General features: G+C 60.1%; 23 protein-coding genes. 6 read left to right on the top strand and 17 right to left on the bottom strand.

Annotated features, from left to right (window positions below; all coding sequences use genetic code 11):
* The first annotated feature begins 198 nt into the window (after nucleotides 1-198).
* Nucleotides 199-1,458, top strand: coding sequence for an OprD family porin (locus AC3ITY_RS06340; RefSeq protein ID WP_489308142.1), 1,260 nt, complete (start codon nucleotides 199-201; stop codon nucleotides 1,456-1,458).
* 137 nt (nucleotides 1,459-1,595) lie between these two features.
* Here AC3ITY_RS06340 and pcaC read toward each other — a convergent pair whose 3' ends face one another.
* From pcaC to pcaR, 11 genes are all read right to left on the bottom strand, one after another.
* Nucleotides 1,596-1,988 carry a 4-carboxymuconolactone decarboxylase gene (gene pcaC, locus AC3ITY_RS06335; RefSeq protein WP_008054163.1) on the bottom strand — a complete coding sequence of 131 codons (393 nt, stop codon included), beginning with the start codon at nucleotides 1,986-1,988 and terminating at the stop codon, nucleotides 1,596-1,598.
* A 10-nt stretch (nucleotides 1,989-1,998) separates the two neighbouring features.
* Nucleotides 1,999-2,790 (bottom strand): 3-oxoadipate enol-lactonase, encoded by a 792-nt coding sequence (pcaD, locus tag AC3ITY_RS06330; protein WP_489308141.1) that lies wholly within the window; start codon nucleotides 2,788-2,790, stop codon nucleotides 1,999-2,001.
* A gap of 12 nt (nucleotides 2,791-2,802) precedes the next feature.
* The gene (locus AC3ITY_RS06325) at nucleotides 2,803-4,167 is read right to left on the bottom strand and encodes a 3-carboxy-cis,cis-muconate cycloisomerase (protein ID WP_489308140.1); all 1,365 of its coding nucleotides are present in this window, start codon (nucleotides 4,165-4,167) and stop codon (nucleotides 2,803-2,805) included.
* A gap of 43 nt (nucleotides 4,168-4,210) precedes the next feature.
* Nucleotides 4,211-5,515 (bottom strand): MFS family transporter, encoded by a 1,305-nt coding sequence (locus AC3ITY_RS06320; RefSeq protein WP_489308139.1) that lies wholly within the window; start codon nucleotides 5,513-5,515, stop codon nucleotides 4,211-4,213.
* Between the two features lie 128 nt (nucleotides 5,516-5,643).
* Complete coding sequence (gene pcaG, locus AC3ITY_RS06315; protein ID WP_489308138.1) at nucleotides 5,644-6,210, bottom strand: protocatechuate 3,4-dioxygenase subunit alpha; 567 nt, start codon at nucleotides 6,208-6,210, stop codon at nucleotides 5,644-5,646.
* Nucleotide 6,211: 1 nt separating this feature from the next.
* Nucleotides 6,212-6,916 carry a protocatechuate 3,4-dioxygenase subunit beta gene (gene pcaH, locus AC3ITY_RS06310; RefSeq protein WP_489308137.1) on the bottom strand — a complete coding sequence of 235 codons (705 nt, stop codon included), beginning with the start codon at nucleotides 6,914-6,916 and terminating at the stop codon, nucleotides 6,212-6,214.
* A gap of 37 nt (nucleotides 6,917-6,953) precedes the next feature.
* Nucleotides 6,954-8,156 carry a 3-oxoadipyl-CoA thiolase gene (pcaF, locus tag AC3ITY_RS06305; protein ID WP_489308136.1) on the bottom strand — a complete coding sequence of 401 codons (1,203 nt, stop codon included), beginning with the start codon at nucleotides 8,154-8,156 and terminating at the stop codon, nucleotides 6,954-6,956.
* Complete coding sequence (locus tag AC3ITY_RS06300) at nucleotides 8,156-8,935, bottom strand: CoA-transferase subunit beta (protein ID WP_008054172.1); 780 nt, start codon at nucleotides 8,933-8,935, stop codon at nucleotides 8,156-8,158. Before AC3ITY_RS06300 ends, pcaF begins: the two co-directional genes overlap by 1 nt.
* Entirely contained in the window at nucleotides 8,935-9,792 is an 858-nt protein-coding gene (locus AC3ITY_RS06295) for a CoA transferase subunit A (RefSeq protein WP_008054173.1), read from the bottom strand. The genes AC3ITY_RS06300 and AC3ITY_RS06295 overlap by 1 nt, the downstream gene beginning before the upstream one ends.
* Nucleotides 9,793-10,070: 278 nt before the next feature.
* A complete protein-coding gene (gene pcaK, locus AC3ITY_RS06290) occupies nucleotides 10,071-11,417 on the bottom strand; it encodes a 4-hydroxybenzoate transporter PcaK (protein WP_489308135.1) in 1,347 nt (448 codons plus the stop codon).
* 123 nt (nucleotides 11,418-11,540) lie between these two features.
* Complete coding sequence (pcaR, locus tag AC3ITY_RS06285; RefSeq protein ID WP_489308134.1) at nucleotides 11,541-12,383, bottom strand: pca regulon transcriptional regulator PcaR; 843 nt, start codon at nucleotides 12,381-12,383, stop codon at nucleotides 11,541-11,543.
* Between the two features lie 692 nt (nucleotides 12,384-13,075).
* Between pcaR and AC3ITY_RS06280 the strand changes: the two genes are divergently transcribed.
* The gene (locus tag AC3ITY_RS06280) at nucleotides 13,076-13,276 is read left to right on the top strand and encodes a hypothetical protein (protein ID WP_007986337.1); all 201 of its coding nucleotides are present in this window, start codon (nucleotides 13,076-13,078) and stop codon (nucleotides 13,274-13,276) included.
* A 376-nt stretch (nucleotides 13,277-13,652) separates the two neighbouring features.
* On the top strand, nucleotides 13,653-15,128 hold the full coding sequence (locus AC3ITY_RS06275) for an inorganic phosphate transporter (RefSeq protein ID WP_489308133.1): 1,476 nt from the start codon (nucleotides 13,653-13,655) through the stop codon (nucleotides 15,126-15,128).
* Nucleotides 15,129-15,399: 271 nt separating this feature from the next.
* On the opposite strand, the gene ccoM is transcribed toward AC3ITY_RS06275, so the two are convergent.
* The 3 genes from ccoM to AC3ITY_RS06260 all read right to left on the bottom strand — a co-directional run bounded on the left by ccoM (nucleotide 15,400) and on the right by AC3ITY_RS06260 (nucleotide 16,256).
* Nucleotides 15,400-15,510, bottom strand: a complete 111-nt coding sequence (gene ccoM, locus AC3ITY_RS06270) for a cytochrome c oxidase subunit CcoM (protein WP_034146738.1) — start codon at nucleotides 15,508-15,510, stop codon at nucleotides 15,400-15,402.
* Between the two features lie 143 nt (nucleotides 15,511-15,653).
* Complete coding sequence (locus tag AC3ITY_RS06265; protein WP_178076663.1) at nucleotides 15,654-15,815, bottom strand: hypothetical protein; 162 nt, start codon at nucleotides 15,813-15,815, stop codon at nucleotides 15,654-15,656.
* A 99-nt stretch (nucleotides 15,816-15,914) separates the two neighbouring features.
* Nucleotides 15,915-16,256 (bottom strand): hypothetical protein, encoded by a 342-nt coding sequence (locus AC3ITY_RS06260; protein WP_007998360.1) that lies wholly within the window; start codon nucleotides 16,254-16,256, stop codon nucleotides 15,915-15,917.
* A gap of 218 nt (nucleotides 16,257-16,474) precedes the next feature.
* Here AC3ITY_RS06260 and rapA point away from each other — a divergent pair, with 218 nt between their 5' ends.
* On the top strand, nucleotides 16,475-19,321 hold the full coding sequence (rapA, locus tag AC3ITY_RS06255; protein ID WP_046043996.1) for an RNA polymerase-associated protein RapA: 2,847 nt from the start codon (nucleotides 16,475-16,477) through the stop codon (nucleotides 19,319-19,321).
* Nucleotides 19,322-19,434: 113 nt separating this feature from the next.
* On the opposite strand, the gene AC3ITY_RS06250 is transcribed toward rapA, so the two are convergent.
* A complete protein-coding gene (locus tag AC3ITY_RS06250; protein ID WP_489308132.1) occupies nucleotides 19,435-20,784 on the bottom strand; it encodes a spinster family MFS transporter in 1,350 nt (449 codons plus the stop codon).
* 268 nt (nucleotides 20,785-21,052) lie between these two features.
* Between AC3ITY_RS06250 and AC3ITY_RS06245 the strand changes: the two genes are divergently transcribed.
* Complete coding sequence (locus tag AC3ITY_RS06245) at nucleotides 21,053-21,418, top strand: YkgJ family cysteine cluster protein (protein ID WP_150754146.1); 366 nt, start codon at nucleotides 21,053-21,055, stop codon at nucleotides 21,416-21,418.
* A gap of 121 nt (nucleotides 21,419-21,539) precedes the next feature.
* On the opposite strand, the gene AC3ITY_RS06240 is transcribed toward AC3ITY_RS06245, so the two are convergent.
* On the bottom strand, nucleotides 21,540-22,436 hold the full coding sequence (locus AC3ITY_RS06240; protein WP_489308131.1) for an NAD(P)-dependent oxidoreductase: 897 nt from the start codon (nucleotides 22,434-22,436) through the stop codon (nucleotides 21,540-21,542).
* Between the two features lie 196 nt (nucleotides 22,437-22,632).
* Between AC3ITY_RS06240 and AC3ITY_RS06235 the strand changes: the two genes are divergently transcribed.
* On the top strand, nucleotides 22,633-24,828 hold the full coding sequence (locus tag AC3ITY_RS06235) for a hypothetical protein (RefSeq protein WP_489308130.1): 2,196 nt from the start codon (nucleotides 22,633-22,635) through the stop codon (nucleotides 24,826-24,828).
* 296 nt (nucleotides 24,829-25,124) lie between these two features.
* On the opposite strand, the gene AC3ITY_RS06230 is transcribed toward AC3ITY_RS06235, so the two are convergent.
* The gene (locus AC3ITY_RS06230; RefSeq protein WP_046043985.1) at nucleotides 25,125-25,430 is read right to left on the bottom strand and encodes a DUF2288 domain-containing protein; all 306 of its coding nucleotides are present in this window, start codon (nucleotides 25,428-25,430) and stop codon (nucleotides 25,125-25,127) included.
* Between the last annotated feature and the right edge of the window lie 24 nt (nucleotides 25,431-25,454).

The following is a 25,454-nucleotide window of genomic DNA, read 5'->3' as shown; positions in this document are numbered from 1 at the left end:
TTACGATTGAACCATCCAGTACATTCACCGCACCATCCGAACCACAAAACCAATAACAACAGGTTCGACACCATGCCCCCGCGCCCTGCCCTCACCGGCTGACCCGCTTCGTTTTGTGCTGATTCCGAATATTCGTCTGCAACCCCGGGTTGCGGCATCACCCCGCTTCATCCCCAAGAATTAGAGAGACCCGAGCTCATGACGTCTTCCACCGCGCAGTATTTCGTTCCCAGCCTGATCGCCGCCGCCCTGGCCAGTGCCGCCCTGCCCGCCTACGCCGAGGAGTCGGGTTTTGTCGAAGGGGCCAAGGTCAACCTGAACCTGCGCAACTTCTACATCAACCGCAACTTCACCAACCCGACCAAGGCCCAGGGCAAGGCTGAGGAGTGGACGCAGAGTTTCATCCTCGACGCCAAGTCCGGTTTCACCCAGGGCACCGTCGGGTTCGGCATGGATGTACTCGGTTTGTATTCGGTGAAGCTCGACGGCGGCAAAGGCACCGGCGGTACCCAACTGCTGCCGCTGGATCATGACGGTCGCCCGGCAGACAACTTCGGCCGCACCAACGTGGCGTTCAAGGCCAAGCTGTCGCAAACCGAAGTCAAAGTCGGCGAGTGGATGCCGGTACTGCCGATCCTGCGTTCGGACGACGGTCGTTCACTGCCGCAAACCTTCCGTGGCGGCCAGATCACCTCGAAGGAAATCAATGGCCTGACGCTCTACGGCGGCCAGTTCCGCCAGAACAGCCCACGCGACGACAGCAGCATGGACGACATGTCGATGACCGGCAAAGCGGCGTTCACCTCTGACCGTTTCAACTTCCAGGGCGGTGAGTACGTGTTCAACGACAAGCGCACCCAGATCGGTCTGTGGAATGCCGAGCTCAAGGACATCTACAGCCAGCAATTCATCAACCTGACCCACAACCAACCGATCGGCGACTGGACCCTGGGCGCCAACCTGGGTTTCTTCTACGGCAAGGATGACGGCAGCGCCCGGGCCGGCGAGCTGGACAACAAAACAATGTACGGCCTGTTTTCGGCCAAGCACGGCGGCAACACGTTCTACGTCGGCCTGCAGAAACTCACCGGCGACAACGCCTGGATGCGGGTCAACGGCACCAGCGGCGGCACACTGGCCAACGACAGCTACAACTCCAGCTACGACAATGCCCGGGAGAAATCCTGGCAAGTACGCCACGACTACAACTTCGCCGGCCTCGGCGTACCGGGCCTGACCCTGATGAACCGCTACATCAGCGGTGACAATGTGCACACCGGCACTATCACCGACGGCAAGGAGTGGGGACGCGAAAGTGAACTGGGCTACACCGTGCAAAGCGGTGCGCTGAAGGACCTGAACCTGAAATGGCGCAACTCGACCATACGTCGCGACTACAGCAATAACGAGTTCGATGAGAACCGCCTGATCATCAGCTACCCGATCAGCTTGTTGTAAATCTCAAGTACGCCATCGCGGGCAAGCCCGCTCCCACAGGTTTTGTGTGTGCCCCACGATTTGGGCATAACATAAAACTTTGTGGGAGCGGGCTTGCCCGCGATGGCGTCACTTCAATCAACGCAAAATCACCGGGATCACTCCCGTGACTCAACCCCCAACTCATCCCACACCGACTCGGCCAGGTGGAACGTCGCATTGGCCGCCGGAATCCCGCAGTAGATTGCGCTCTGCATGATCACTTCCTTGATCTCGCCACGGCTGACGCCGTTGTTGGCGGCGGCGCGCAGGTGCAGTTTGAGTTCGCCCTCACGGTTCATGCCGATCAGCATGGCGATGGTGATCAGGCTGCGGGTGTGGCGCGGCAGGCCTGGGCGGGTCCAGATGTCTCCCCAGGCATGACGGGTGATCATCTCCTGAAACTCCGAGTTGAACTCGGTCAGGGTGGTCAGGCTGCGGTCGACGTGGGCGTCGCCGAGGACCGCGCGACGGACTTCCATCCCCTCGTCGTAACGTTGTTTCTCATCCACAGCAATACCCTCAATCAGCCGACAGAAACGCCAGCACGCGCTCGCTGAACGCATTGCCTGCCTGGACATTGGACAAGTGCGCAGCGTAGAACTCGGCGTACTCGGCCCCGCGCACATGCTCTTGAATGAAATGCCCACCGGACGGTGGTGTCACCGCATCTTCGCTACCGGCAATCACCAGCAGCGGAGCCTTGATCGAAGACAATTGATCACGGAAATCTGCATCGCGCACGGCTGCGCAGTTGGCGGCATAACCTTCGGGCGAAGTAGCCGCGAGCATGTCGGTGATCTGCTTGGCCGCCGCCGGGTTGGCTTCAGAGAAGTCCGGGGTGAACCAGCGGGCAATCGACGCATCGCGCAGGGCGACCATGGCCGCCTGACCATCACGCAACACTGTTTCGATGCGCGGGTCCCACACCGACGGATCACCGATTTTCGCTGCGGTGTTACAGACGATCAGCTTGTTCAGGCGCTCGCCGGCGTTGATCCCCAGCCACTGCCCGATCAACCCGCCCATGGACAATCCACAGAAATGCGCGCGCTCGATGTGCAAGGCATCCAGCAAGGCGAGCACGTCGCGTCCCAGTTGCTCGATGCTGTAAGGCCCCGGCGTCACCAATGACTGGCCATGGCCGCGGGTGTCGAAACGCAACACGCGAAAATGCTCGGAGAGCGCCGGGATCTGCGCGTCCCACATGTGCAGGTCCGTGCCCAGGGAGTTGGACAACACCAGCACCGGCGCATCGACCGGTCCATCGAGTTGGTAATGCAGTTCGCCCTCGGCGAGTTGTACAAAAGCCACAGCAAGTCTCCTTCAGGCAGTCAATGCAGAATGTTCAGCCACCGCCCGCTCGACCCAGGTTTTGGCCTGACCGAGATAGTGGGCGGGGTCCAGCAGATGATCGAGCTCAGCCGCCGACAGTTCGGCGGTCACTTGCGGTTCGTCGCCGAGGACGGCACGCAGGTGACGTTGTTCGGTCACGGCGCGTTTGCAGCATTGTTCGAGCAGATGGTGCGCGGTATCGCGGCCGACCCGTTGCGCGAGGACGATGCTCACCGCTTCGGCGAGCACCAGGCCCTGGGTCAAATCGAGGTTGCGCGCCATGCGCTCGGCATCTACTTCCAGTCCTTGGGCGATCAACAGCGCTTGCTGCAGGCTGCCCGACACCAGGCAGCAAATCTCCGGCAGGGTTTCCCACTCGGCATGCCACAGGCCGAGGCTGCGCTCGTGTTCCTGGGGCATGGCGCTGAACAGCGTCGAGAGCAAACCGGGTACGCGAGTCGCCGCGCCGATCAACACCGCCGCGCCCACCGGATTGCGTTTGTGCGGCATGGTCGAGGAACCGCCCTTGCCCGGCGCCGAGGGTTCGAACACTTCGGCGGCCTCGGTTTGCATCAACAGGCTGATATCGCGCCCGAGTTTGCCGAGACTGCCGGCGATCAGGCCAAGCACGGCGCCGAACTCCACCACGCGATCACGCTGGGTGTGCCACGGCTGATCGGGCAAGGTCAGTTGCAGTTCTTCGGCCAGCGCCCGGGCAATCGGCATAGCCTGGTCGCCAAGGGCTGCAAGGGTTCCGGACGCACCGCCGAATTGCAGCACCAGCAGGCGCGGCTTGAGTTCGGCCAAGCGTTGGCGACTGCGGGTCACCGCCCCCAGCCAGCCGGCGATTTTCATGCCCAGGGTGACCGGCGTCGCATGCTGCAGCCAGGTGCGTCCGGCCAATGGCGTGGTCGCGTAGCGCTGGGCCTGGGACGCGAGGGTCTGCCCCAGTTGTGCCAGGTCGCTCTCGATCAGTGCCAGCGCGCAGTGCAATTGCAGCACCAGGCCGCTGTCCATCACGTCCTGGCTGGTCGCGCCCAGATGCACATAGCGCTCGGCTTCGGCATCGGTAGCCGCGATCTGTTTGCCCAGCGCCTTGACCAAGGGAATCGCCGAGTTACCCGCCGTGGCAATCGCCTCGCCCAACGCCGCAAAGTCATAAAGCCTGGCGCGGCAAGCCGCTTCAATCGGCGCGACAGCACTCGACGGAATCATCCCGACCCGCGCTTCGGCCCGGGCCAGTGCCGCTTCGAAATCGAGCATGGCCTGGACCCGGCCCTGATCGCAGAACACCTCACGCATATCGCGGGCCGTGAAATAGGCATCGAACAATTGATTGCCCGGTCGCTGGTTCATAAACATTTCCTGGAGGCGCGGGCCTGCGGTCCGCGCGTGAAGATCAAAGGTCTTGCTGCAGATACTTCGGCTGTTTCGGCAGGCGCAGGCTGAACAGGAATGCCACCGCCATCATCACTGTGACGTACCAGTAGAAGGAGTTCTCCATGCCCACGGCCTTGAGGCTCAAGGCCACATACTCCGCCGAACCACCGAAGATCGCATTCGCCACCGCATACGCCAGGCCAACGCCCAAGGCACGTACTTGCGGCGGGAACATTTCGGCTTTTACCAAACCGCTGATCGAGGTGTAGAAACTGACGATCACCAGCGCCAGGGTAATCAACACAAAGGCCAGGAACGGACTGCTGACACTTTTCAGGCTCAACAGGATCGGTACGGTGAACAGCGTGCCGAGGGCGCCGAACCAGAGCATCGAGTTACGCCGGCCGATCTTGTCGGCGAGCATGCCGAAAATCGGTTGCATGCACATATAAAGGAACAACGCGCCGGTCATGATGTAGCTGGCGGTCTTGGCCGGCATGCCGGCGGTGTTTACCAGGTACTTCTGCATATACGTGGTGAAGGTGTAGAAAATCAGCGAACCACCGGCGGTGTAACCGAGCACGGTGATGAACGCAGCTTTATGGTCGCGAAACAGGGCACTGATGCTGCCGGCGTCCTTGTTTTCGCGCATTTCCTTGCTCGAAGTTTCTTTCAGCGAACGACGCAGATACAGCGAAACCAGCGCCGCCATGGCACCCACCACGAAGGGAATCCGCCAGCCGTAGGCACGCAGGTCATCTTCGGTGAGGAACTGTTGCAGGATCACCACCAGCGACACCGCGAGCAACTGGCCGCCGATCAGGGTCACGTACTGGAACGAGGCGAAGAAACCGCGCTGGCCCTTGAGCGCTACTTCACTCATGTAGGTCGCGGTAGTGCCGTACTCACCGCCCACCGACAAGCCTTGCAGCAAACGGGCGAACAGCAGCAGGATTGGCGCCCAGACCCCGATGCTGTTGTAGGTCGGCAAGCAGGCGATAAGCAGCGAGCCGAAGCACATCATCAGAATCGAGATCAACATCGAATTCTTGCGCCCGTGCTTGTCCGCCAACCGCCCGAAAATCCAGCCACCAATCGGCCGCATCAGAAACCCGGCGGCGAACACGCCAGCAGTGTTGACCAGCTGCACCGTGGGGTTATCGGACGGAAAAAACGCCGGTGCGAAATAGATCGCACAGAAGGCGTAGACGTAGAAGTCGAACCATTCGACCAGGTTGCCGGACGAGGCACCGACAATGGCGAAGATCCGCTTGCTGCGTTCTTCGCCCGTGTAAAGAGCTATAGGAGCTGTGGGTGTTGTCATTGTTTTTTCACTCAATGGGGACAGTGAGAGTCTAGACACACTTTGCAACAATCCCGTTCCGCGGATGCATAAGCGAACACACATCCCTGTGGGAGCAGGCTCGCTCCCACAGTTTTTACGGTGTTCACTTAATAGTCGAAGAACACCGTCTCGGCATCGGTACCCTGCAGAATCACGTTCCACTGGTACACGCCCGACGCATCCTGCTTGGCCAGCAGCGTATTACGGCGCTCGGCCGGCACGCACTCCAGCAGCGGGTCGTTGACGTTGGCGGCTTCGCCATCAAAGTAAATCCGCGTCAGCAGGTGCTTGACCAGGCCACGGGCAAACACCAGTACCACCAGATGCGGTGCCTGAGTCGTGCCTTTGAGCCCCTCGACCGTACCCGGCTTGATGGTGGTGAAACGGAAACGCCCTTCGGCATCCACCGGCACCCGGCCAAAGCCTTCGAAATTCGGGTCCAGGGGTTTGTCCTGGTCGTCTTCCGGGTGGTCGTACTTGCCGGCGGCGTTGGCCTGCCAGACTTCCAGCATCGCGTCGTTGACAACATCGCCGTTGCCATCGACCACTTGCCCGGTGATCGCCACGCGCTCGCCCAGGGTTTGTTCGACGGTCAGGTTTTCGCGGTTCAGCCAGGTCAGGCCGATGTGGTAGTAAGGCCCGACGGTGTGGGACGTGGTCGCAGTCAGCGTCATCTTATTTCTCCATCGGCGTGGCGTCGCGGCCGCGCAAAACGATGTCCCAGCGATAACCGAGGGCATAGGAAGGGATGGTTTTTTCCAGATCGAACGTGGCGATCAAGCGCTCTTTGGCGCTGGTATCGGGCACGCAGTTGTAAATCGGGTCGTACGCCAGCAACGGGTCGCCCGGGAAATACATCTGCGTCACCAGGCGCGTCAGGATGCTCGGCCCGAACAGCGAGAAATGGATATGCGCCGGGCGCCAGGCGTTGTGGTGGTTGCCCCACGGATAGGCGCCGGGCTTGATGGTCTGGAACTGATACCAGCCATCGGCGTCGGTCACGGTGCGGCCGGTGCCGGTGAAATTCGAGTCCAGCGGTGCGTCGTGCAGGTCGCGGGCATGGGCATAGCGACCGGCGGCGTTGGCCTGCCAGATCTCCACCAGGATCCCCGGCACCGGCAGACCGTTTTCATCCAGCACGCGGCCGTGGATGATGATGCGCTCACCCTGTGGCTGCCCCTCGTGCTGGGCGGTCAGGTCGCTGTCCTTCTCGTTGACGCGCTCGGCGCCGATGGTCGGACCGGTAATTTCCGACAACGAATGAGGCAGGAACACCAACGGTTTGGACGGCGAGCGCAGGTTAGTGGATTGATAGGCCGGGTGCAGGTATTCCGGCTGAGTGCCCGCCTGCGGGCGACGGTAACCAGGCTTGTCAGTCATGAAGCATTCCTCAGTTCTTATAAGTCTTCAGAGCGCGTCAGACGCGCTCGATCGCCAGGGCCAGACCTTGACCGACACCGACGCACATGGTCGCCAGACCTTTCTTGCCACCGGTTTTTTCCAGCTGATGCAACGCGGTCAACACCAGTCGCGCGCCGCTCATGCCCAACGGATGACCCAAGGCAATCGCGCCACCGTTCGGGTTGACCTGTGCCGCGTCGTCCGCGATTCCCAGTTCACGCAGCACCGCCAAACCTTGGCTGGCGAAGGCTTCGTTGAGTTCGATCACATCGAAATCGCTGACCGCCACACCGAGGCGTTCGATCAGTTTACGCACCGCCGGCACCGGGCCAATGCCCATCACCCGCGGGGCAACACCGGCGCTGGCCATGCCCAGCACTTTGGCGCGGGCAGTCAGGCCGTGTTTCTTCACCGCTTCGGCTGAGGCCAGGATCAACGCGGCGGCGCCATCGTTCACACCGGAGGCATTGCCAGCGGTGACAGTTTTGTCGGGGCCGTTGACCGGTTTGAGTTTGGTCAGGGCTTCCAGGGTGGTGTCGGCGCGAGGATGCTCATCCTGGCTGACCACGGTTTCACCCTTCTTGTGGGCAATCCGCACTTCAACGATTTCTTCGGCGAAAAAGCCTGCGGCTTGCGCAGCGGCCGTGCGTTGTTGACTGCGCAGGGCGAACGCGTCCTGATCGGCGCGGGATACCTTGTAATCGTCGGCCACGTTGTCAGCGGTTTGCGGCATCGCGTCCACGCCGTACTGGGCTTTCATCAACGGGTTGATGAAGCGCCAGCCGATGGTGGTGTCTTCCAGCTTCATGTTGCGCGAAAACGCGGCATCGGCCTTGCCCATCACGAACGGTGCGCGGGACATCGATTCGACGCCACCGGCGATCGCCAGCTCCATCTCGCCGCTGGCGATAGCACGGAACGCGGTGCCGATGGCATCCATGCCCGAAGCGCAGAGGCGGTTGAGGGTCACGCCGGGAATACTTTCCGGCAGACCGGCCAGCAACAACGCCATACGCGCGACGTTGCGGTTGTCTTCACCAGCCTGGTTGGCGCAGCCGAGGAACACCTCGTCCACGGCGTTCCAGTCCACCGACGGGTTACGCTCCATCAGTGCCTTGATCGGCACCGCGGCCAGATCGTCGGCGCGCACCGTCGACAGGCCACCGCCGAAACGTCCGATGGGGGTGCGAATCGCGTCGCAGATATAAACTTCACGCATTACGCTTCTCCGGGGGCTTGGCCGTGTGCGGCAGCGGTACGGGCTTCGAGGTCGCGCAGCGCGGTCAGTTCGACTTCAGTCGGCTCGGCGGTTTGCTCAACATGGTCGGCAAAGCGAATTGCCCAACCGGTGGCAGCAACCACTTGCTCGCGGGTCACGCCCGGGTGCAGTGCGGTGACCACGAATTCGTGGGTGCCCTCCTCCGGCTCCATGATGCACAGGTCGGTGATGATCCCCACCGGACCGGCGCCTGGCAGGCCGAGACGCTTGCGCGAATCGCCGCCCTCGCCATGGCCGACCGAGGTAATGAAATCGAGTTTGTCGACAAAGGAGCGCGACGACTGCTTGAGGATAATCAACACGCTCTTGGCGGAACCGGCAATCTCCGGCGCGCCACCTGCACCCGGCAGACGGACTTTCGGCGCGTGGTAATCACCCACAACGGTGGTGTTGATGTTGCCGAAACGGTCGACCTGCGCCGCGCCGAGGAAACCGACGTCAATGCGCCCGCCCTGCAGCCAGTAACGGAAAATCTCGCCGGTCGGGACCACGGTGTCGGCGGTTTCCGCCAGCTCACCGTCACCGATCGACAGTGGCAATACACTTGGCTTGGCACCGATCGGACCCGATTCGTAGATCAGGACGACATCAGGCGAGGAAGTCAGGCGCGCCAGGTTGGCCGCTTTCGACGGCAGGCCGATACCGACGAAGCACACCGAGCCGTTCTTCAGACGGCGAGCGGCGGCGACGGTCATCATTTCATTGGTGGTGTAAGTCATTACTTCGCCTCCGAAGCGGCGGCCAGTTTGGCCTGGAACTCGCTGAAGTCAGCGCTGCCGTGGATGTATTCGTTGATCCACGCGGTGAAGGTTTCACGGTCGCGGGCAATCGGGTCCCAGGCCTGGTAGAAGCGGTTGTCGCGCTCGTTGTAACCGTGGGCGTAGGAAGGATGCGCACCGCCAGGTACGTGGCAAACCGCGCTCAGGGCCCATGTTGGCAATACACAGGAATTCATCGGTGCATTGAGGTCGTCGACGATTTCTTCAACGGTGACGATGCAGCGTTTGGCGGCCAGTGCGGCTTCTTTTTGCACGCCGAGGATGCCCCAGAGCAGCACGTTGCCCTTGCGGTCGGCTTTCTGCGCGTGAATCACGGTAATGTCCGGGCGCACCGAAGGCACGGCGGCCAGCACTTCGCCAGTGAACGGGCAGGTAACCGACTTGATCAGCGGGTTGACCTTCGGCAAGTCGGAACCGGCATAGGCACGCAGTACCGCGAACGGTAGGCCGGAAGCGCCGGCGACGTAGGCATTGGCCAGGTCGGCATGGCTGTGTTCTTCGATTTCCAGCGCGTGGGGCCACTGTTTCTCCACAGCGTCACGCAGGCGATGCAGGGAGCCGACACCCGGGTTACCGCCCCAGGAGAAAATCAGCTTGCGGGCACAACCGGCACCGATCAACTGGTCGTAGATCAAGTCAGGGGTCATCCGCACCAGGGTCAGGTCTTTCTTGCCCTGGCGAATGATTTCGTGACCCGCCGCCGTCGGGATCAGGTGAGTAAAGCCTTCGAGTGCGACCGTATCGCCGTCGTTTACGAATTGCTTCACCGCGTCGTGCAGCGAAAGGATTTCAGCCATTGGGGCAGGCTCCCGTTTATTGTTAACCGACAGTGGAAGAAGGCGCCGATGCGCAGCGCCGGAATGACTGAAGATTAAGCCCGGGCAAAACGCCAAACAATCCGATAATCGACTAAGCGTTCGATTATCGAACATATTGTTGCTTGACTACCGATCCCAAAAAGCTTCGCCAGCAGGCTCGCTCCCACAGAGGAATGCGATCACCTGTGGGAGCGAGCCTGCTCCGGGCGGCGATCCGACGAAGAGGTCCGCACGCTCAATGAAGAATCGGACAGGCCTCAGGTCGCATCCGCATGACTGACCATGCCCTTGATTACCACCGCCGTCGTTGCCAGCGCCGCCGGAATCACCAGCGCCGTCAGCACTTGCTCGAAGTTCCAGCCCAGCCCCAGCAGCGTCGCGCCCATCCAGGCACCAAGGATGGCGCCAAAGCGGCCGATCCCGAGCATCCACGACACGCCGGTGGCCCGCCCCTGAGTCGGATAGAACCGTGCAGCCAGCGACGGCATTGCCGATTGCGCACCGTTGACACACATCCCGGCCACCAGCACCAGGGTCGCCAGGATTGTGATGTTGCCCAGGCTCTGCCCTACCGCATAGGCAAACACCCCGGCCAGCAGGTAGAAAGTGCCGATGACCTTGTGCGGATTGAACCGGTCCATTGCCCAGCCCACGCCCACTGCACTCAGCACGCCACCAAACTGGAACAGCGCGCCGATGAAGGCCGCCTGCTCCATGCTCGCGCCACTGTCGCGCATCAGGGTCGGCAGCCAACTGGTCAACAGGTAAACAATCACCAGGCCCATGAAGTAGGTCAGCCACAACAACAAGGTGCCGGTGCTGTAGGTGCCGGAGAAGATCACCGCAAACACATTGCGCGCCTTCACGGTTTTCTGCTCCGGGACGCTGAAGCTGGACGCCTGGGCCACCACCGTCGGGTCAATCGGCGCCAGTGCCTTGCGCACTTTGTCCGCACCGCGGTTGCGCACCACCAGGTAACGCGCCGACTCTGGCAGCCAGAGCAGCAAAACGACGGCGAGGATCAGCGGCAGAAGCCCGCCGATCAGTAGCAGGCTGTGCCAACCAAAGGCCGGAATGAGCTTGGCCGAGATAAATCCGCCGCCGGCCATGCCGAGGTTGAAACCGCAGAACATGCTGGTCACCAGCAGGGACTTTTTGCGCTCCGGGGTGTACTCCGACAGCAGCGTGGTGGCGTTCGGCATGCCGGCGCCCAACCCCAGGCCGGTCAGGAAGCGCAACACCAGCAACTGATCGACATTGCTGCTGTAGGCCGAGGCCAGGCTGAAGGCACCGAACAACAGCACCGCACCGACCAGTACGACTTTTCGCCCGAAGCGGTCAGCCAACGGGCCCGAGCCCAGTGCGCCGAAGACCATGCCGATCAACGCCGCACTCATCACCGGGCCGAGACTGGCGCGGTCGATACCCCAGTCCTGGGACAGGGCCGGGGCGATGAACCCCATGGCCGCGGTGTCGAGGCCATCTAGGAAGACAATCAGGAAACACAGGATCACCACGCGCCACTGGTAGCGCGAAATGGGTTGGGCATTGATGAAGGACTGCACGTCGAGGCAGTTTCCTACAGCAGACTGAGGCTGGTTCATTATTTTTATTCCACGGATCGCAGTCGAACGGTGTCAGCAGATGCTGACGAAGCCGCGACAGTAATGATCCGCAGGAAACAGCGTCAATTCGATAAACGCAACTCTGTGCGTTTATCGAACAGCTTAGGCAAACAGCTGGGCGCTGAGGTCGCGGCTGGCGCTCAACAAACCGGGCAGGAAACGCTGTTCAAGTTCATTGCGGCTGACCCGCCCCGCATGGGTGCTGACGTTGAGGGCCGCAACCACCTGCCCGGAAGCGTCGTACACCGGGACGGCAATCGAACGCAGCCCTTGCTCGAGTTCCTGGTCGACGATGCACCAGCCTTGCTGTCGCACCTCTTGCAGGCATTCGAGCAATGCCTCGGGGGTGTGAATCGTACGACTGGTCTTGGTTTGCAACTCGGCGTGGTCGAGGTATTCGCCCAGCGACGTGTCATCCAGCGCGGCCAGCAGAATCCGCCCCATCGACGTGCAATAGGCCGGCAAGCGCCCGCCCACCGACAGGTCCACCGAAATCAGGCGCTGGGTGGTCGCGGAGCGGGCGATGTACAAAATGTCATCACCTTCCAGCGTGGCCATGTTGCAGGCCTCGTGCAGTTGCTCGCTCATGCGGTCCAGGTAAGGTTGGGCGGAAACCGCCAGCGGCGTCGAGGACACATAGGCATGGCCGAGGGTCAGCACTTTGGGCAACAACGAATAGGTGCGGCCGTCGGTGGTGGCGTAGCCGAGCTTGATCAGGGTGTGCAGGCAACGGCGTACCGCGGCGCGGGGAATTTCCGTACGGTGGCTGATCTGGGCGATGGTCAGGTGCCGTTTGCGCTCCTGGAACGCTTGCACCACGGCCAGGCCACGGGCCAGGGACGTCATGAAATCCGGGTCGCCGGTCAGTGCCTGGATCCGTTTGGCCGGTGAAGCAACGATGGGGGGAGCCACTGAAGCGAAGGAATTGCGCATTTGATCGTTCATACAAGGTCCTTTTACCCAGTCGGATCAGCGACTATTACAAAGGGCTACCGCCTGACGCTCAAGCCCGGCCTGCCAACTCCGTGCGATTATCGAACGCTCGACCGATAATCGCAATCCACCGTGTAAATCGCCCGATCCGCCGGTGTCCGGTTTTTCGCTGACTCGCGACCCCATGTTTACGTCGACTCGACACAGGACTTAAATGGGGCAATCCAATTACCGTAACTTGCCCGACTTAATGGCGTCAGAAAGGCACGGTAGCGATGTGGTCTGAGTCGACGTTCTAGTTAATCGCAAAGTTTCGAGCAACAAAATGGTCACACACCAAGATCCACTTTTAACTCTTTGGAGATAGTGTTCTTCAAATCGGCCGCTATAATACAATTCAGTAGCGCTTCGGTTTTTTACTTACCGAACCCGCTGCCCGGCAATGCGATGTTCCATCGCCGTTGCCCGTTGCAAGCGCCAGATTCGCATTGAACCGCCTTGTCAGTGCGCTTGCTGAAACAGGAAACTGAAGCTACGTCAGCTGTTTATCTCTGGTGCCGTGGCCGCCTGTGACATGGAAGTATTGATCACATCGTTGCCAAAAACGATGCCTTGACGGGCATTGCCCATTCGACGAACGTGATCGATCGATTTGATGCAGCGCGTGTTCACCAGAATTTATCCCAACTCAAACAGGTAGCACTGTGACGAAAGACGAACTGCGCGCGGAACTAGAGCGCCAGGAACAACGTTACAAGGAAGTTTACGGCGGAGAAGTCACCACTTACGCCGCTCAACCCGAACCGGAACGCAAACCCTGGCGTAAACGCGCCACCGTTCAGGATCAGGTTTTCCAGCAAGAACTTCAAAAAATGGAAAAGGAACTCAAAGCCGAAGAGCCGTGACTGCTTTGGCCTGATCCTTACCAGGGCCTGCCTCTGCACCCGTTAAAAGCGGGATGTATTGATGTTGCCTTGCGTGCCCGCTATGAGCGGGCAGCGGCCATTACCGTCGTCGAATCAGGCAGATTTCCGGTATCTGACCTATTTCTCAGATTTTTCGCACAACCGTTCAAGCCCCTCTTACCGGGCCGTGAAGGTTATGTGACAACGTATTTCTTCAATAAAATCAATTACTTAAAAAACGCAGCAAAACACTGGGTTTTCCGGTGCTGCGGCAAAAAAATTCGTTGAAGAATGTTACCGATGAGCAGCTAGTGCATTGATTAGCAGTCTTTTCTGGCATAATCGCGCCCCCTTATGACCGGGTCAGAAAACCTTCATGATCGATTTATTCAGCGGACTGGATGCTTGGGTGCTTGTGAGCCTCTTGCTCGCCCTGGCCTTTGTCCTCGCCTTCGAGTTCATCAACGGCTTTCATGACACCGCTAACGCGGTGGCGACCGTTATCTACACCAAAGCCATGCCGCCTCACCTGGCGGTGTTCTTCTCCGGTGTGTTCAACTTCCTCGGCGTGCTGCTGGGCGGGGTCGGCGTGGCGTATGCCATCGTCCATCTGCTGCCGGTAGAACTGCTGATCAATGTGAACACCGGTCACGGACTGGCCATGGTGTTCTCGTTGCTCGCCGCCGCCATCACCTGGAACCTGGGCACCTGGTACTTCGGTATTCCCGCTTCCAGTTCCCACACGTTGATCGGTTCGATCCTCGGAGTCGGTCTGGCCAACGCCCTGATCAACGATATTCCGCTGGCTGACGGTGTGAACTGGCAGAAAGCGATCGATATCGGCGCCTCGCTGGTGTTCTCGCCAATGGCCGGCTTCCTGATCGCCGCGCTGATCCTGATCGGTCTTAAATGGTGGCGTCCGCTGTCGAAGATGCACAAGACGCCGGAACAGCGCCGCAAGATCGACGACAAAAAACACCCACCGTTCTGGAATCGCTTGGTACTGGTGATCTCGGCCATGGCCGTGAGTTTCGTGCACGGTTCCAACGATGGTCAGAAAGGTATCGGCCTGATCATGCTGGTCCTGATCGGTATCGTGCCGGCGCAGTTCGTCCTCGACCTGAACAGCACGACCTATCAGATCGAGCGGACTCGCGATGCCACACTGCACCTGAGCCAGTTCTACCAGCGCAATTCTGAAACCCTGGGCGAGTTCCTGGCCCTGGGCAAGAGTGTGGAAGGCGATCTGCCGGAGAAGTTCCGTTGCAACCCGCAACAGACAGAACCGACCATCACCGCCCTGCTCGGCACCCTCAAGGGTGTAGCCGACTACCACTCGCTGCCGTCGGAAAGCCGCATCGAAGTACGTCGTTACCTGCTCTGCCTGGACGACACGGCGAAGAAAGTCAGCAAATTGCCGACTCTCGGGGCCCGTGAAAAGGCTGACCTGGACAAACTGCGCAAGGACCTGACCACCACCACCGAATACGCTCCTTTCTGGGTGATCCTGGCGGTTGCACTGGCCTTGGGCCTGGGCACCATGGTCGGCTGGAAACGCGTGGTACTGACCATTGGCGAGAAGATCGGCAAGCAGGGCATGACCTACTCCCAAGGCATGTCGGCCCAGATCACCACCGCCAGCCTGATCGGCATGGCGAACATCTTCAGCCTGCCGGTTTCCACCACCCACGTGCTGTCCTCGGGCGTGGCGGGCACCATGGTCGCCAACAAGAGCGGCCTGCAAAGCGGCACCGTCAGAACCATCCTGCTGGCCTGGGTATTGACCCTGCCAGCCACCGTGGCCTTGTCGGCCGGGTTGTTCTGGCTGGCCTCGAAGGCCCTTGGCAGCTGATAAGCAGCCAAACCAGAAAAGGCGCGCTCCGCAAGGAACGCGCCTTTTTTATTGCTGCCTACTTCCGACATTACACAATTAATGTGGGAGCGGGCTTGCTCGCGAAGAGACCGTGTCAGTCAGTATCTATGTTTACTGACACAGCGCCTTCGCGAGCAAGCCCGCTCCCACATTTATCTTGTGTACTTCCTCAAAAGACAGGCACAAAAAAAGGGCAACCGAAGTTGCCCAAAATGCCTTGCGTGCTCATTACATCCAGAAAGAACTGCGGTTACTTCCGCTTGTGCGAATCCTTCCAGATAAAAAATCCGAACCCTGCAAAAAATACAAACATGAGGCTGACAGTCAGCACTCCGGCGATCACCACGTTGTCGAAAAACATGACGCGTCTCCTGTACTTGCCCTGTTGCGATAGGGCTAAGTTAACCAAACGGGCAGGAGAAAATATTGACCGGGATCAATGTCGCCCGAGACTGGGCAAGAGGAAGGGAAAAATTTGACCCGCATCAATGAATGCGGGGGACTTCAGCGCTTTTTCGGTTTGTTTTTCGGCTTTTTCCTGGCCTTGCCCAACGGCATGGCCTGCTCGAACGCCTGGCGAACTTCATTGAGTCGCTTGTCATTGAGGTCATGAACACGCTTGGCGCGTTCAGCATTGAGGTCAATCAGTTTGTCGTCTTGGCTCATGGCGGTCAGTGCATCGCTTGAAATGAGTTTCAGCCACCGTAGCGTTCGGCAACCCTGCACCAATAATGCGGCCTGACGGCCGCGCTGACCAGCCTGCGCTCAAATCTCGATATCGACCCATAGCCCCTGCCGCGGCTGATCTTCCATCAGCGGCGCCACCGGCACGGTGTTGTCGGCATTGAGCTCATCCCCGGGAATCGCCAAGTGCGCCTCGGGGTCATTGTCGGCTTCACGGCGGCGCCGTTCCTGCTCCTGCCTGCGGCGCTGCTCTTCGCGCAGAACTAACCCGTCCTCTTCAGGATTGCGCTTTTGCAGGTCGATGGTGCTTTCACTGGAGCTTTCCTGCACCGGCACCACCGGTGGAATATCCGGGCGCTGACGGATCGGGTCGGTCTGTGAAGTGATCGGCACGGCACTCAGGGGGAGCATCGGTGGCAGCATGGTTTTCATGTCTCCTGTCAGCAGGCTGTCGGCTGCGGGGATGGCGACTTGAGCCATCGGTCGCAAACTGTGACTCATTTGGCACTCATTAGTGCACCGAGCGGCGCGTCATGCACAGGTGGGCTAACGTATGACTGTGAGTTTTTCTGAGAGTCCTTTGGCCCTGAAGCCCTCATTCCGTTAAGATAGCCCGCTTTTTCAGGTGGGAGTCAGGCAGCATGGCGCAGCAGTATCAACCGGGGCAACGCTGGATCAGTGACAGCGAAGCCGAGCTGGGTTTAGGCACCGTTCTGGCACAGGACGGCCGCTTGTTGACCGTGCTCTATCCGGCCACTGGCGACACTCGCCAGTACGCGCTAAGGAATGCGCCCCTCACCCGTGTGCGGTTTTCGCCGGGTGACTCCATCACTCACTTCGAAGGTTGGAAGCTGACCGTCCGCGAAGTCGATGACGTTGATGGCCTGCTGGTTTACCACGGCCTCAACGGGCAGAACGAAGTGGTCACCCTGCCGGAAACCCAACTGTCGAACTTCATTCAGTTCCGCCTGGCCAGCGACCGTCTGTTCGCCGGCCAGATCGACCCGTTGGCCTGGTTCTCCCTGCGTTATCACACTCTGGAACACACCAGCCGTCAGTTGCAGTCCTCGCTGTGGGGCCTGGGCGGTGTGCGTGCGCAACCCATCGCGCACCAGTTGCACATTGCCCGCGAAGTCGCCGACCGGATCGCGCCTCGGGTTCTGCTGGCCGACGAAGTGGGTCTGGGCAAAACCATCGAAGCCGGCCTGGTGATCCATCGCCAATTGCTCTCGGGCCGCGCCAACCGCGTGCTGATCCTGGTTCCGGAAAACCTGCAGCACCAGTGGCTGGTAGAGATGCGCCGGCGCTTCAACCTGCAGGTTGCGCTGTTCGACGAAGAGCGCTTCATCGAAAGCGATGCCAGCAACCCGTTCGAAGACACCCAGCTCGCGCTGGTCGCGCTTGAGTGGCTGGTGGACGACGAGAAAGCCCAGGATGCGCTGTTCGCAGCAGGCTGGGACTTGCTGGTGGTCGACGAAGCTCACCACCTGGTGTGGCACGAAGATCAGGTCAGCCCTGAGTATTCCCTGGTCGAGCAACTCGCCGAAACCATTCCCGGCGTGCTGCTGTTGACCGCGACCCCGGAACAACTGGGCCAGGACAGCCACTTCGCTCGTCTGCGCCTGCTCGACCCGAACCGTTTCCACGACCTGCAAGCCTTCCGCGCCGAGAGCGAAAACTATCGCCCGGTGGCTGAAGCCGTTCAGGAGTTGCTGGACAAGGGGCGTCTGTCGCCGCAAGCCCACAAGACCATCCATGGGTTCCTCGGCAACGAAGGCGAAGCCCTGTTGGCCGCCGTCAACGATGGCGACACCGAAGCCAGCGCCCGCCTGGTGCGTGAATTGCTCGACCGCCACGGCACCGGCCGCGTGCTGTTCCGTAACACCCGCGCTGCCGTGCAGGGGTTCCCGGAGCGCAAGCTGCATCCGTACCCGCTGCCGTGCCCGGACGAATACCTCGAACTGCCGCTGGGCGATCACGCCGAGCTGTACCCGGAAGTCAGCTTCCAGGCCCAACCGGACGCCAGCGAAGAAGAACGCTGGTGGAAGTTCGACCCGCGCGTCGAGTGGCTGATCGACCAGTTGAAGATGCTCAAGCGCACCAAAGTGCTGGTGATCTGCGCCCACGCCGAAACCGCCATGGACCTGGAAGACGCCCTGCGCGTGCGTTCCGGCATCCCGGCCACGGTGTTCCATGAGGGCATGAACATCCTCGAGCGTGACCGCGCCGCCGCCTACTTCGCCGACGAAGAGTTTGGTGCGCAAGTGCTGATCTGCTCGGAAATCGGCAGTGAAGGTCGCAACTTCCAGTTCTCCCATCACCTGGTGCTGTTCGACCTGCCGTCCCACCCGGACCTGCTGGAGCAACGCATCGGTCGTCTGGACCGGATCGGCCAGAAGCACATCATCGAACTGCACGTGCCGTACCTGGAAACCAGCCCGCAAGAGCGCCTGTTCCAGTGGTACCACGAAGCACTGAACGCATTCCTCAACACCTGCCCGACCGGCAACGCCTTGCAGCACCAGTTCGGCCCGCGCCTGCTGCCGCTGCTCGAAGAAGCTGACGATGGCGAGTGGCAAGCGCTGATCGACGAAGCCCGCACCGAGCGTGAGCGTCTGGAAGTCGAATTGCACACCGGTCGTGACCGTTTGCTGGAGCTGAACTCCGGTGGCGCGGGCGAAGGCGATGCGCTGGTGGAAGATATCCTTGAGCAAGACGATCAGTTCGCGCTGCCGATCTACATGGAAACCCTGTTCGACGCCTTCGGCATCGACAGCGAAGACCATTCGGAAAACGCGCTGATCCTCAAGCCGAGCGAAAAAATGCTCGACGCCAGTTTCCCTCTGGGCGACGACGAAGGCGTGACCATCACTTACGACCGTAACCAGGCGCTGTCTCGCGAAGACATGCAGTTCATCACCTGGGAGCACCCGATGGTTCAGGGCGGCATGGACCTGGTGTTGTCCGGTTCCATGGGCAACACCGCCGTGGCGCTGATCAAGAACAAGGCGCTGAAGCCGGGCACCGTGTTGCTGGAACTGCTGTATGTCAGCGAAGTGGTTGCCCCGCGCTCGCTGCAACTGGGTCGCTACCTGCCACCGGCCGCCCTGCGCTGCCTGCTCGATACCAATGGCAACGACCTGTCGGCCCGCGTGTCGTTCGAAACCTTGAACGATCAGCTCGAAAGCGTGCCGCGTGCCAGCGCCAACAAGTTCATCCAGGCCCAGCGTGACCAACTGACGCCACGGATCAACGCCGGTGAAGCGAAGATCCTGCCGCGCCACACTGAGCGTGTCGCCGAGGCGCAGCGTCGCCTGGCCGCCGATACCGAGGAAGAACTGGCGCGCTTGACCGCGTTGCAAGCGGTCAACCCGACCGTGCGCGATAGCGAACTGGTGGCCCTGCGCAAACAACGCGAGCAAGGCCTGGCCATGCTCGACAAGGCTGCGCTGCGACTGGAAGCGATTCGGGTGCTGGTGGCGGGTTAATACCGCTCCTCCACCGGTATAAAAAGAAGGCCCGCAGCGATGCGGGCCTTTTTGTTTATCTGGTTTTTGTTGTGATGCTCATGGCCCCTTCGCGAGCAGGCTCGCGATAGCAGTTAAGCAGTCACCGCAGAACCTTCAGGCTCACTCACCGCCACCAACCCTTCCTTCATCCGCTTGGCATCGCGCACGAAACACCGCGAAGCCAGGAACAGAAACAGCACGGTGAACAACAGCGCCACCGGAATCAGATACATCGCGTCATGCAGGCCGACCGCTTTAAACGCCTCAGTCATCTGTTGCGCACCCGCCGCGAGCATCGCCGTGTGGGCGAAGTGATCCGACAAGGCTCCGACCACCACCGGCCCCAGGCCACCGCCCAACAGGTACAGCCCGGCGAAAAACAGCGCCATCGCCGTTGCCCGCAACCGCGGCTCGACCACATCCTGAATCGCCGTGTACACACAGGTGTAGAAGTTGTAGGCGAACAACCATCCCAGGCTAAACACCGCAACAAACACACCGATCTCGATTCGCCCGGAATGCAGCGCCCACGCGCTGCAAACCGTCGAAATCACCAGACTGAAGGCCGCAAACAACAGCCGCCCGCTGGCGACTCGTTGGTGAATCTTGTCCGCGATCCAGCCACCGAGGGTCAGGCCGACCAACCCGGTCACGCCAACAATAACCCCGGTGGCAACCGCCGCTTCCTGCAACGGCATGAGGAAATACCGTTGCAGCATCGGCACCAGAAACGAGTTGCAGGCATAGGTGGCGAAGTTGAAACACAGGCCGGCCATCACCAACCACAGGAAGGTTGGCACAGCCAATACTCGACGGATCGGCCGATCGATCTTTTCCTGCGAAACCTGAACGTTCTCGGCGGCGCCGCGCTTCGGTTCCTTGATGAAAAACATGAAGATCGCCAGGATCAGCCCGGGCACCGCCGCGATAAAGAACGGCGCGCGCCAGCTATCGAAGGCCTTGACCATCGCGCCGATGGTAAAGAACGCCAGCAACAGCCCCAATGGCAGCCCCAGCATGAAGATCCCCATGGCCCGCGCCCGGCGATGAGCTGGAAACAAGTCGCCGATCAGCGAGTTGGCGGCCGGCGCGTAACTGGCCTCGCCGATGCCGATACCCATGCGCACGATCAGGAAGCTCCAGAAACTGCCCACCATGCCGTTGACGGCGGTCAACCCGCTCCACACCGCCAGCCCCCAGCCCATCAATTTGCTCCGCGAACCGGTATCGGCCATGCGCCCCAGCGGCAAGCCGGCAATGGCGTAGACGATGGTGAATGCCGTCCCGATGATCCCCAACTGGAAATCACTGAGGTGCCATTCCATGCGAATGGGCTCGATGATGATGGCCGGGATGGTGCGGTCGAAAAAATTGAACAGGTTGGCCAGGAACAACAGGAACAGGATGCGCCAGGCATTGGCCGCTTGGGTCGAGTTCTGCATGGGTCCGTCTCTTTTATTGTTATTGGGGCGTCACTGCCCCCGGACTTTGCAATCTAGACAGGGCGGCCACGACTGTCTTTCATTATTCTCCAGGCTGATACCAACCCATGGGAGGCAACCTGTAGGAGCTTTCGCAGGGCGGGTATTTCGCAGCCCGTCCGATCGATGAAAAATACCTTTGAGCCCCCCTTCCCAAGCTGTTGGCGAAGCCTAGAATAGCGGTCTTGTTTCCCCCCTGTGTCTCCACTCCTCCTTACGATAATCGCCCATGTCCGAAGCCAGTCCGTGTCTGAATTGCGGTGCCTGCTGTTCTCATTTTCGCGTGTCATTTTTCTGGGGTGAATGCGCCTCGTCCGGAGGGACGGTACCCGATGAGCTTGTCGAACAGATCAGCCCCAGTCGGGTCGCGATGCTCGGCACCGGCTGCAAACCCGTACGCTGCACCAGTCTGGTGGGAGACGTGGGCAGTACAGTGCAATGCTCGATTTACGAAAAACGCTCCAGCACCTGTCGGGAGTTCGAGGCTTCCTGGGTAGATGGCCTGGCCAATCCCGATTGCGACGCGGCCCGTGCCGCTTTCGGCTTGCCGGCCCTGCAACCCGCGTTCGAGACGCCTCAGAAGCAAATCGCCTGAGTAATAGCGCCAATCGATGACTTCGGCACCGGCTACTCATCCCTGCTGAGCCGGCCAGTGCCACTGGCCGAGTTGCATCCGGTACTGAACGAAATCAACCAGCGCAAGCACGCCTACACCGTCACGACGCTGAGCCTGGCTCACGGTACATCTGCACTAATGTAGACGGGTCTTTCTCCAAAAAACCCTGACTCCCATGCAGGCGCATCAATTGCGCGGCCAGACCACTGATCGGTGTCGCCGAGCCTTGCTCACGGGAAAACTTCACTGCTGTATCCAGATCCTTGAGTAAAGTGCGCACGTGCCACTTGACCGGCTCGAAACGGTTTTCCGCCATCTGCGGGGCGAGGATCTGCAAGGGTTTCGAATCGGCAAAGCCGCCGGCCAGCGCTTCGGCGATCAGGCTGGCATCAACCCCGGAACGCTCCGCCAGCGCGACCACTTCGGCAATCACCAAGGCATTGCAGGCGACGATCATCTGGTTGCACGCCTTGGTCACCTGCCCTGCCCCGACGCCGCCCATGTGTGTCACACGTTGCCCCAGGTTCAACAGCACGGGCCGGACCCGTTCCAGATCCTGCACATCACCACCCACCATGATTGCGAGGCTCCCGGCTTCAGCCCCAACCACGCCACCAGATACCGGCGTGTCGAGCCAGCCCATGTCGGTTTTAGCAGCGAGTTCTGCGGCCATTTCCCGCGTGGCGTTGGGCTCCAGGCTGGAAAAATCCACCAGTAACTGGCCTTTTTTCGCCCCCTCGATAATGCCTGCCGGACCAAACACCACCTCGCGTACCACCGACGTATCCGCCAGGCACAGCATCACCACGTCAGCGTGCTGGCACAGTTCGGCCGGGCTGGCGACCTGGCGGGCGCCTGCCTCCACCAGCGGCTTGCACTTGTCCGGATTGCGATTCCATACCGCCAGCGGATATCCCGCAGCCAGCAGGCGCCGGCACATCGGCAGCCCCATCAGGCCGATCCCGGCAAACCCTAGCGAAGGTAGCGTTGACATCATTTTGCCTCTTCTTGATTAAAGATCACCGAATATTGGCCGATTCATCATGACTTAGGAAAGGATTCACCCCGAGTGAAGCTCAGGCTAAAGACCAAGGCATGGTCCAGGTACGCGCTGAAAAAAGACGCGATTCTATTCCGTGACGGTTCGACGACAGCGAGTCGGCCAACCAATCAGCCCAGGTAGATGGCGAACCATGACTTCTAAAAACAACCCGGCCACTGCAGTAACCGATCTGACATTGAGCCCCGCGGCCAACGGCCCGTCATCACCGAAGCCATTGATTCAATCCCGCCCGTTGGCGACCCAGCAATACCTGTACTTTACCGAAACCAACACCGACCGCATCCTCGACAACCTCGACGGCCTGCGCGACATGGTGTTCCCGCGCGCACCGCATCTGGAAGGCGACAGCGAACAGCACAACGATCAGGAATTCCCGTCGGTGTGCCTGATCGGCCTGGGCCGCTGCGGCTCGAACATTGCGCTGGACGTGGCGGAGCTGGTGTACAACGCCCGCAAGTTCTACCTCAACGAATTCAACAACGAAGATCGCCTGTCGCCGGACAAGCGTTTTGCCGAAAAGGGCTACAGCCCGGCCCAGTGGATCCGCAACAACCTGCGCCTGGGCCAGAACAAAAACACCAAACCGGTGTTTCTGGTCGAGCCGCTGGTGATGCTCGGCGACCTGGACAAGGACATCGCCGGACGCATCCGCTTCTCGCGCAAGGGCGAAAAAAGCGGCTTCCTGCGCGACTACAGCAAGATGAAAATCATGGACCTGTCGGAAGTCCACGCCGGTGGTGCCGGTAACGCACCGATCCTCGGCCAGTACCTGGCCAAGATCATCCTGAACAAGGACACCCAGCGTTTCTCCAGCCCTGACTGGAAAATGATTCACTCGTACCTGATCGACAGCTGCGGCATCAAGGCCAACCAGTCGCGCCTGTACTTCTCGATCTTCAGCGCCGGCGGCGGTACTGGCTCGGGCATGGCTTCGGAATTCGGCCTGGCCCAGCAGCACTCCTACATGAACAAGACGTTCGACACCAAACCGATGGACGAGCACGACAGCAAGAGCGGCCACTCCTTCGTCTTCGAACCGATCTTCACCAGTGGCATCTGTGTACTGCCGAACATTTCCGATCACCGCAGTGAAATGTCCGAGGCGCTGCACATCAACGCCGGCCGCCTGCTGTGCAAGTACCTGTCGGAAGAGTGGGACTTCTCCTACAACTTCGCCAACGAAGACAGCAGCGAAGCCAGCGTCATGGGCCGCATCCGCCCATGGAACGCGATGATGCTGATCTCCAACGACATCATGCGTTACGCCGAAGAGAACGATGACGGCAATATCCAGAACATTGATGTCAATGCCATGGAAAAGCACGCCAACCAATACATCTCGCAGCAGATCTTCAACATTCTGACGGCCCAGGCGGTGACCACCGACTACGACCAGAACTATTTCCGTCGCGCCGGCATCGACATCGGCGAAACCATCCGCCTGGACGCCAATGACCTGTTCATGAGCCTGGCCGGCCCGGTGGCGATTGCCTATGCCGAGTCCGTGGTGCCGGAAACCCCGCCGCCGAGCAGCGACAAATTCAAGGTGTTCGAGAAAGAGCCGCAGCGCCTGAACATCGATGACCTGTTCTTCCGTTCGATCGACCTGCCGCACTTCAACAAGGTCACCCAGGCCATCGAAGGCATCAGCCTGTTGCCGATCGAATCCAAGCGCTATCGTGCGTCGCTGGAGCAGTACAAGAATTCGGGATACGACGCGGCGGCTCTGCACGACCTGCACTTCTTCAAGAATTGCTCGTCGGTGGTGTCGATCGTTTCCTTGCCGAAGGACTACAAGCTGTCCTACATGGATTTGAACCGGCTGAAGACGCACCTCAACAGCCTGTTCCCCAACACCACGCTCAAGCGCTACGCGCTGGTGATCGGTGCCTCGGCCAACCTGTCGCTGACCACCCTGATCGCCAAGAGCCCGTGCCTGTCGGACGACTTCCTGACGCTGATCGTGGCGTTCATCAAGCGTTGCTTTGCGAAAAACCCGTACCGCTTCGACGAGACCCTGGACAACTCGATCCTCGACTTCATCATCAACGAACAGTTCGACGAAGACCGGATCGACGACCTGCTCAACGAATTCGAGAACCCGGCGAAGATCCTCGATACCAACTGGTACGCGATCAAGCCGATGTACGAGAAGAAGTACCGCGAACTGATCAACGACAAGGACAAGTTCGTCTCGATCAACGACATCCGCCTGTCCCGGGATTGCGTGAAAAAATCGATCAAGTACCTGCGCGAGATCTACCGTCACCGCATTGGCAAGACCAAGGTCATTTCGCTGAATAACCATACGGGCAAGACGGCTTAACAAGACGGGAAAACTCGTCGCCCCTATCGCGATCAGGCTCGCTCCCACAGTTGACCGCGCTCCCTCTGGAAGAATGCGATCCCTGTGGGAGCGAGCCTGCTCGCGAAGGCGGTCTCACAATCACCGCAATTCAACATCCAGAAACAATTGAGCAGACGTTCAGTTGCCCTCTCAACTGTTCCCGTTACGTTTACGTCACCGTGAAGCTGTGGCCTTTCTCCACGGCAACATGCCATCACGCTACTCGGCTACACACTTTTTCCCTTGAAATGACCGCACCAATCAGGTGCAACCTTTTAAGCCTGCGCCCTTTCCTGGACCAGAATCCACGGCGAAACAACCACGGCCCACAGCTGCGGATCACGTTCAAAAAGATCCAGCGCCCGCGTTTCAGACAGCTTGGCGAGCTTGTCAGCGGCCAGCCAGGCAGCCACTTTCTCCCCTTCATCCTGGGCCACGGCCTCGGCGGCGGCGATCAGATCCAGGCCAGGATCGACCCACAATAGGGCACCCTTGGCGAAGAACGGCTCCAGCTCTTTCCAGGTAATAGATGCAGTTTCACCAAGCAGCTTGGCATAGAGGGTGCTAGGTTCTTGATTCATGGGACTGTCCGGAAAAGAAATCGA

The sequence above is a fragment of the Pseudomonas sp. GL_091 genome, assembly GCF_057837725.1.
The sequence above is the reverse complement of the archived record's forward strand: the minus strand, read 5'-3'. Positions and strand labels throughout refer to the sequence as shown.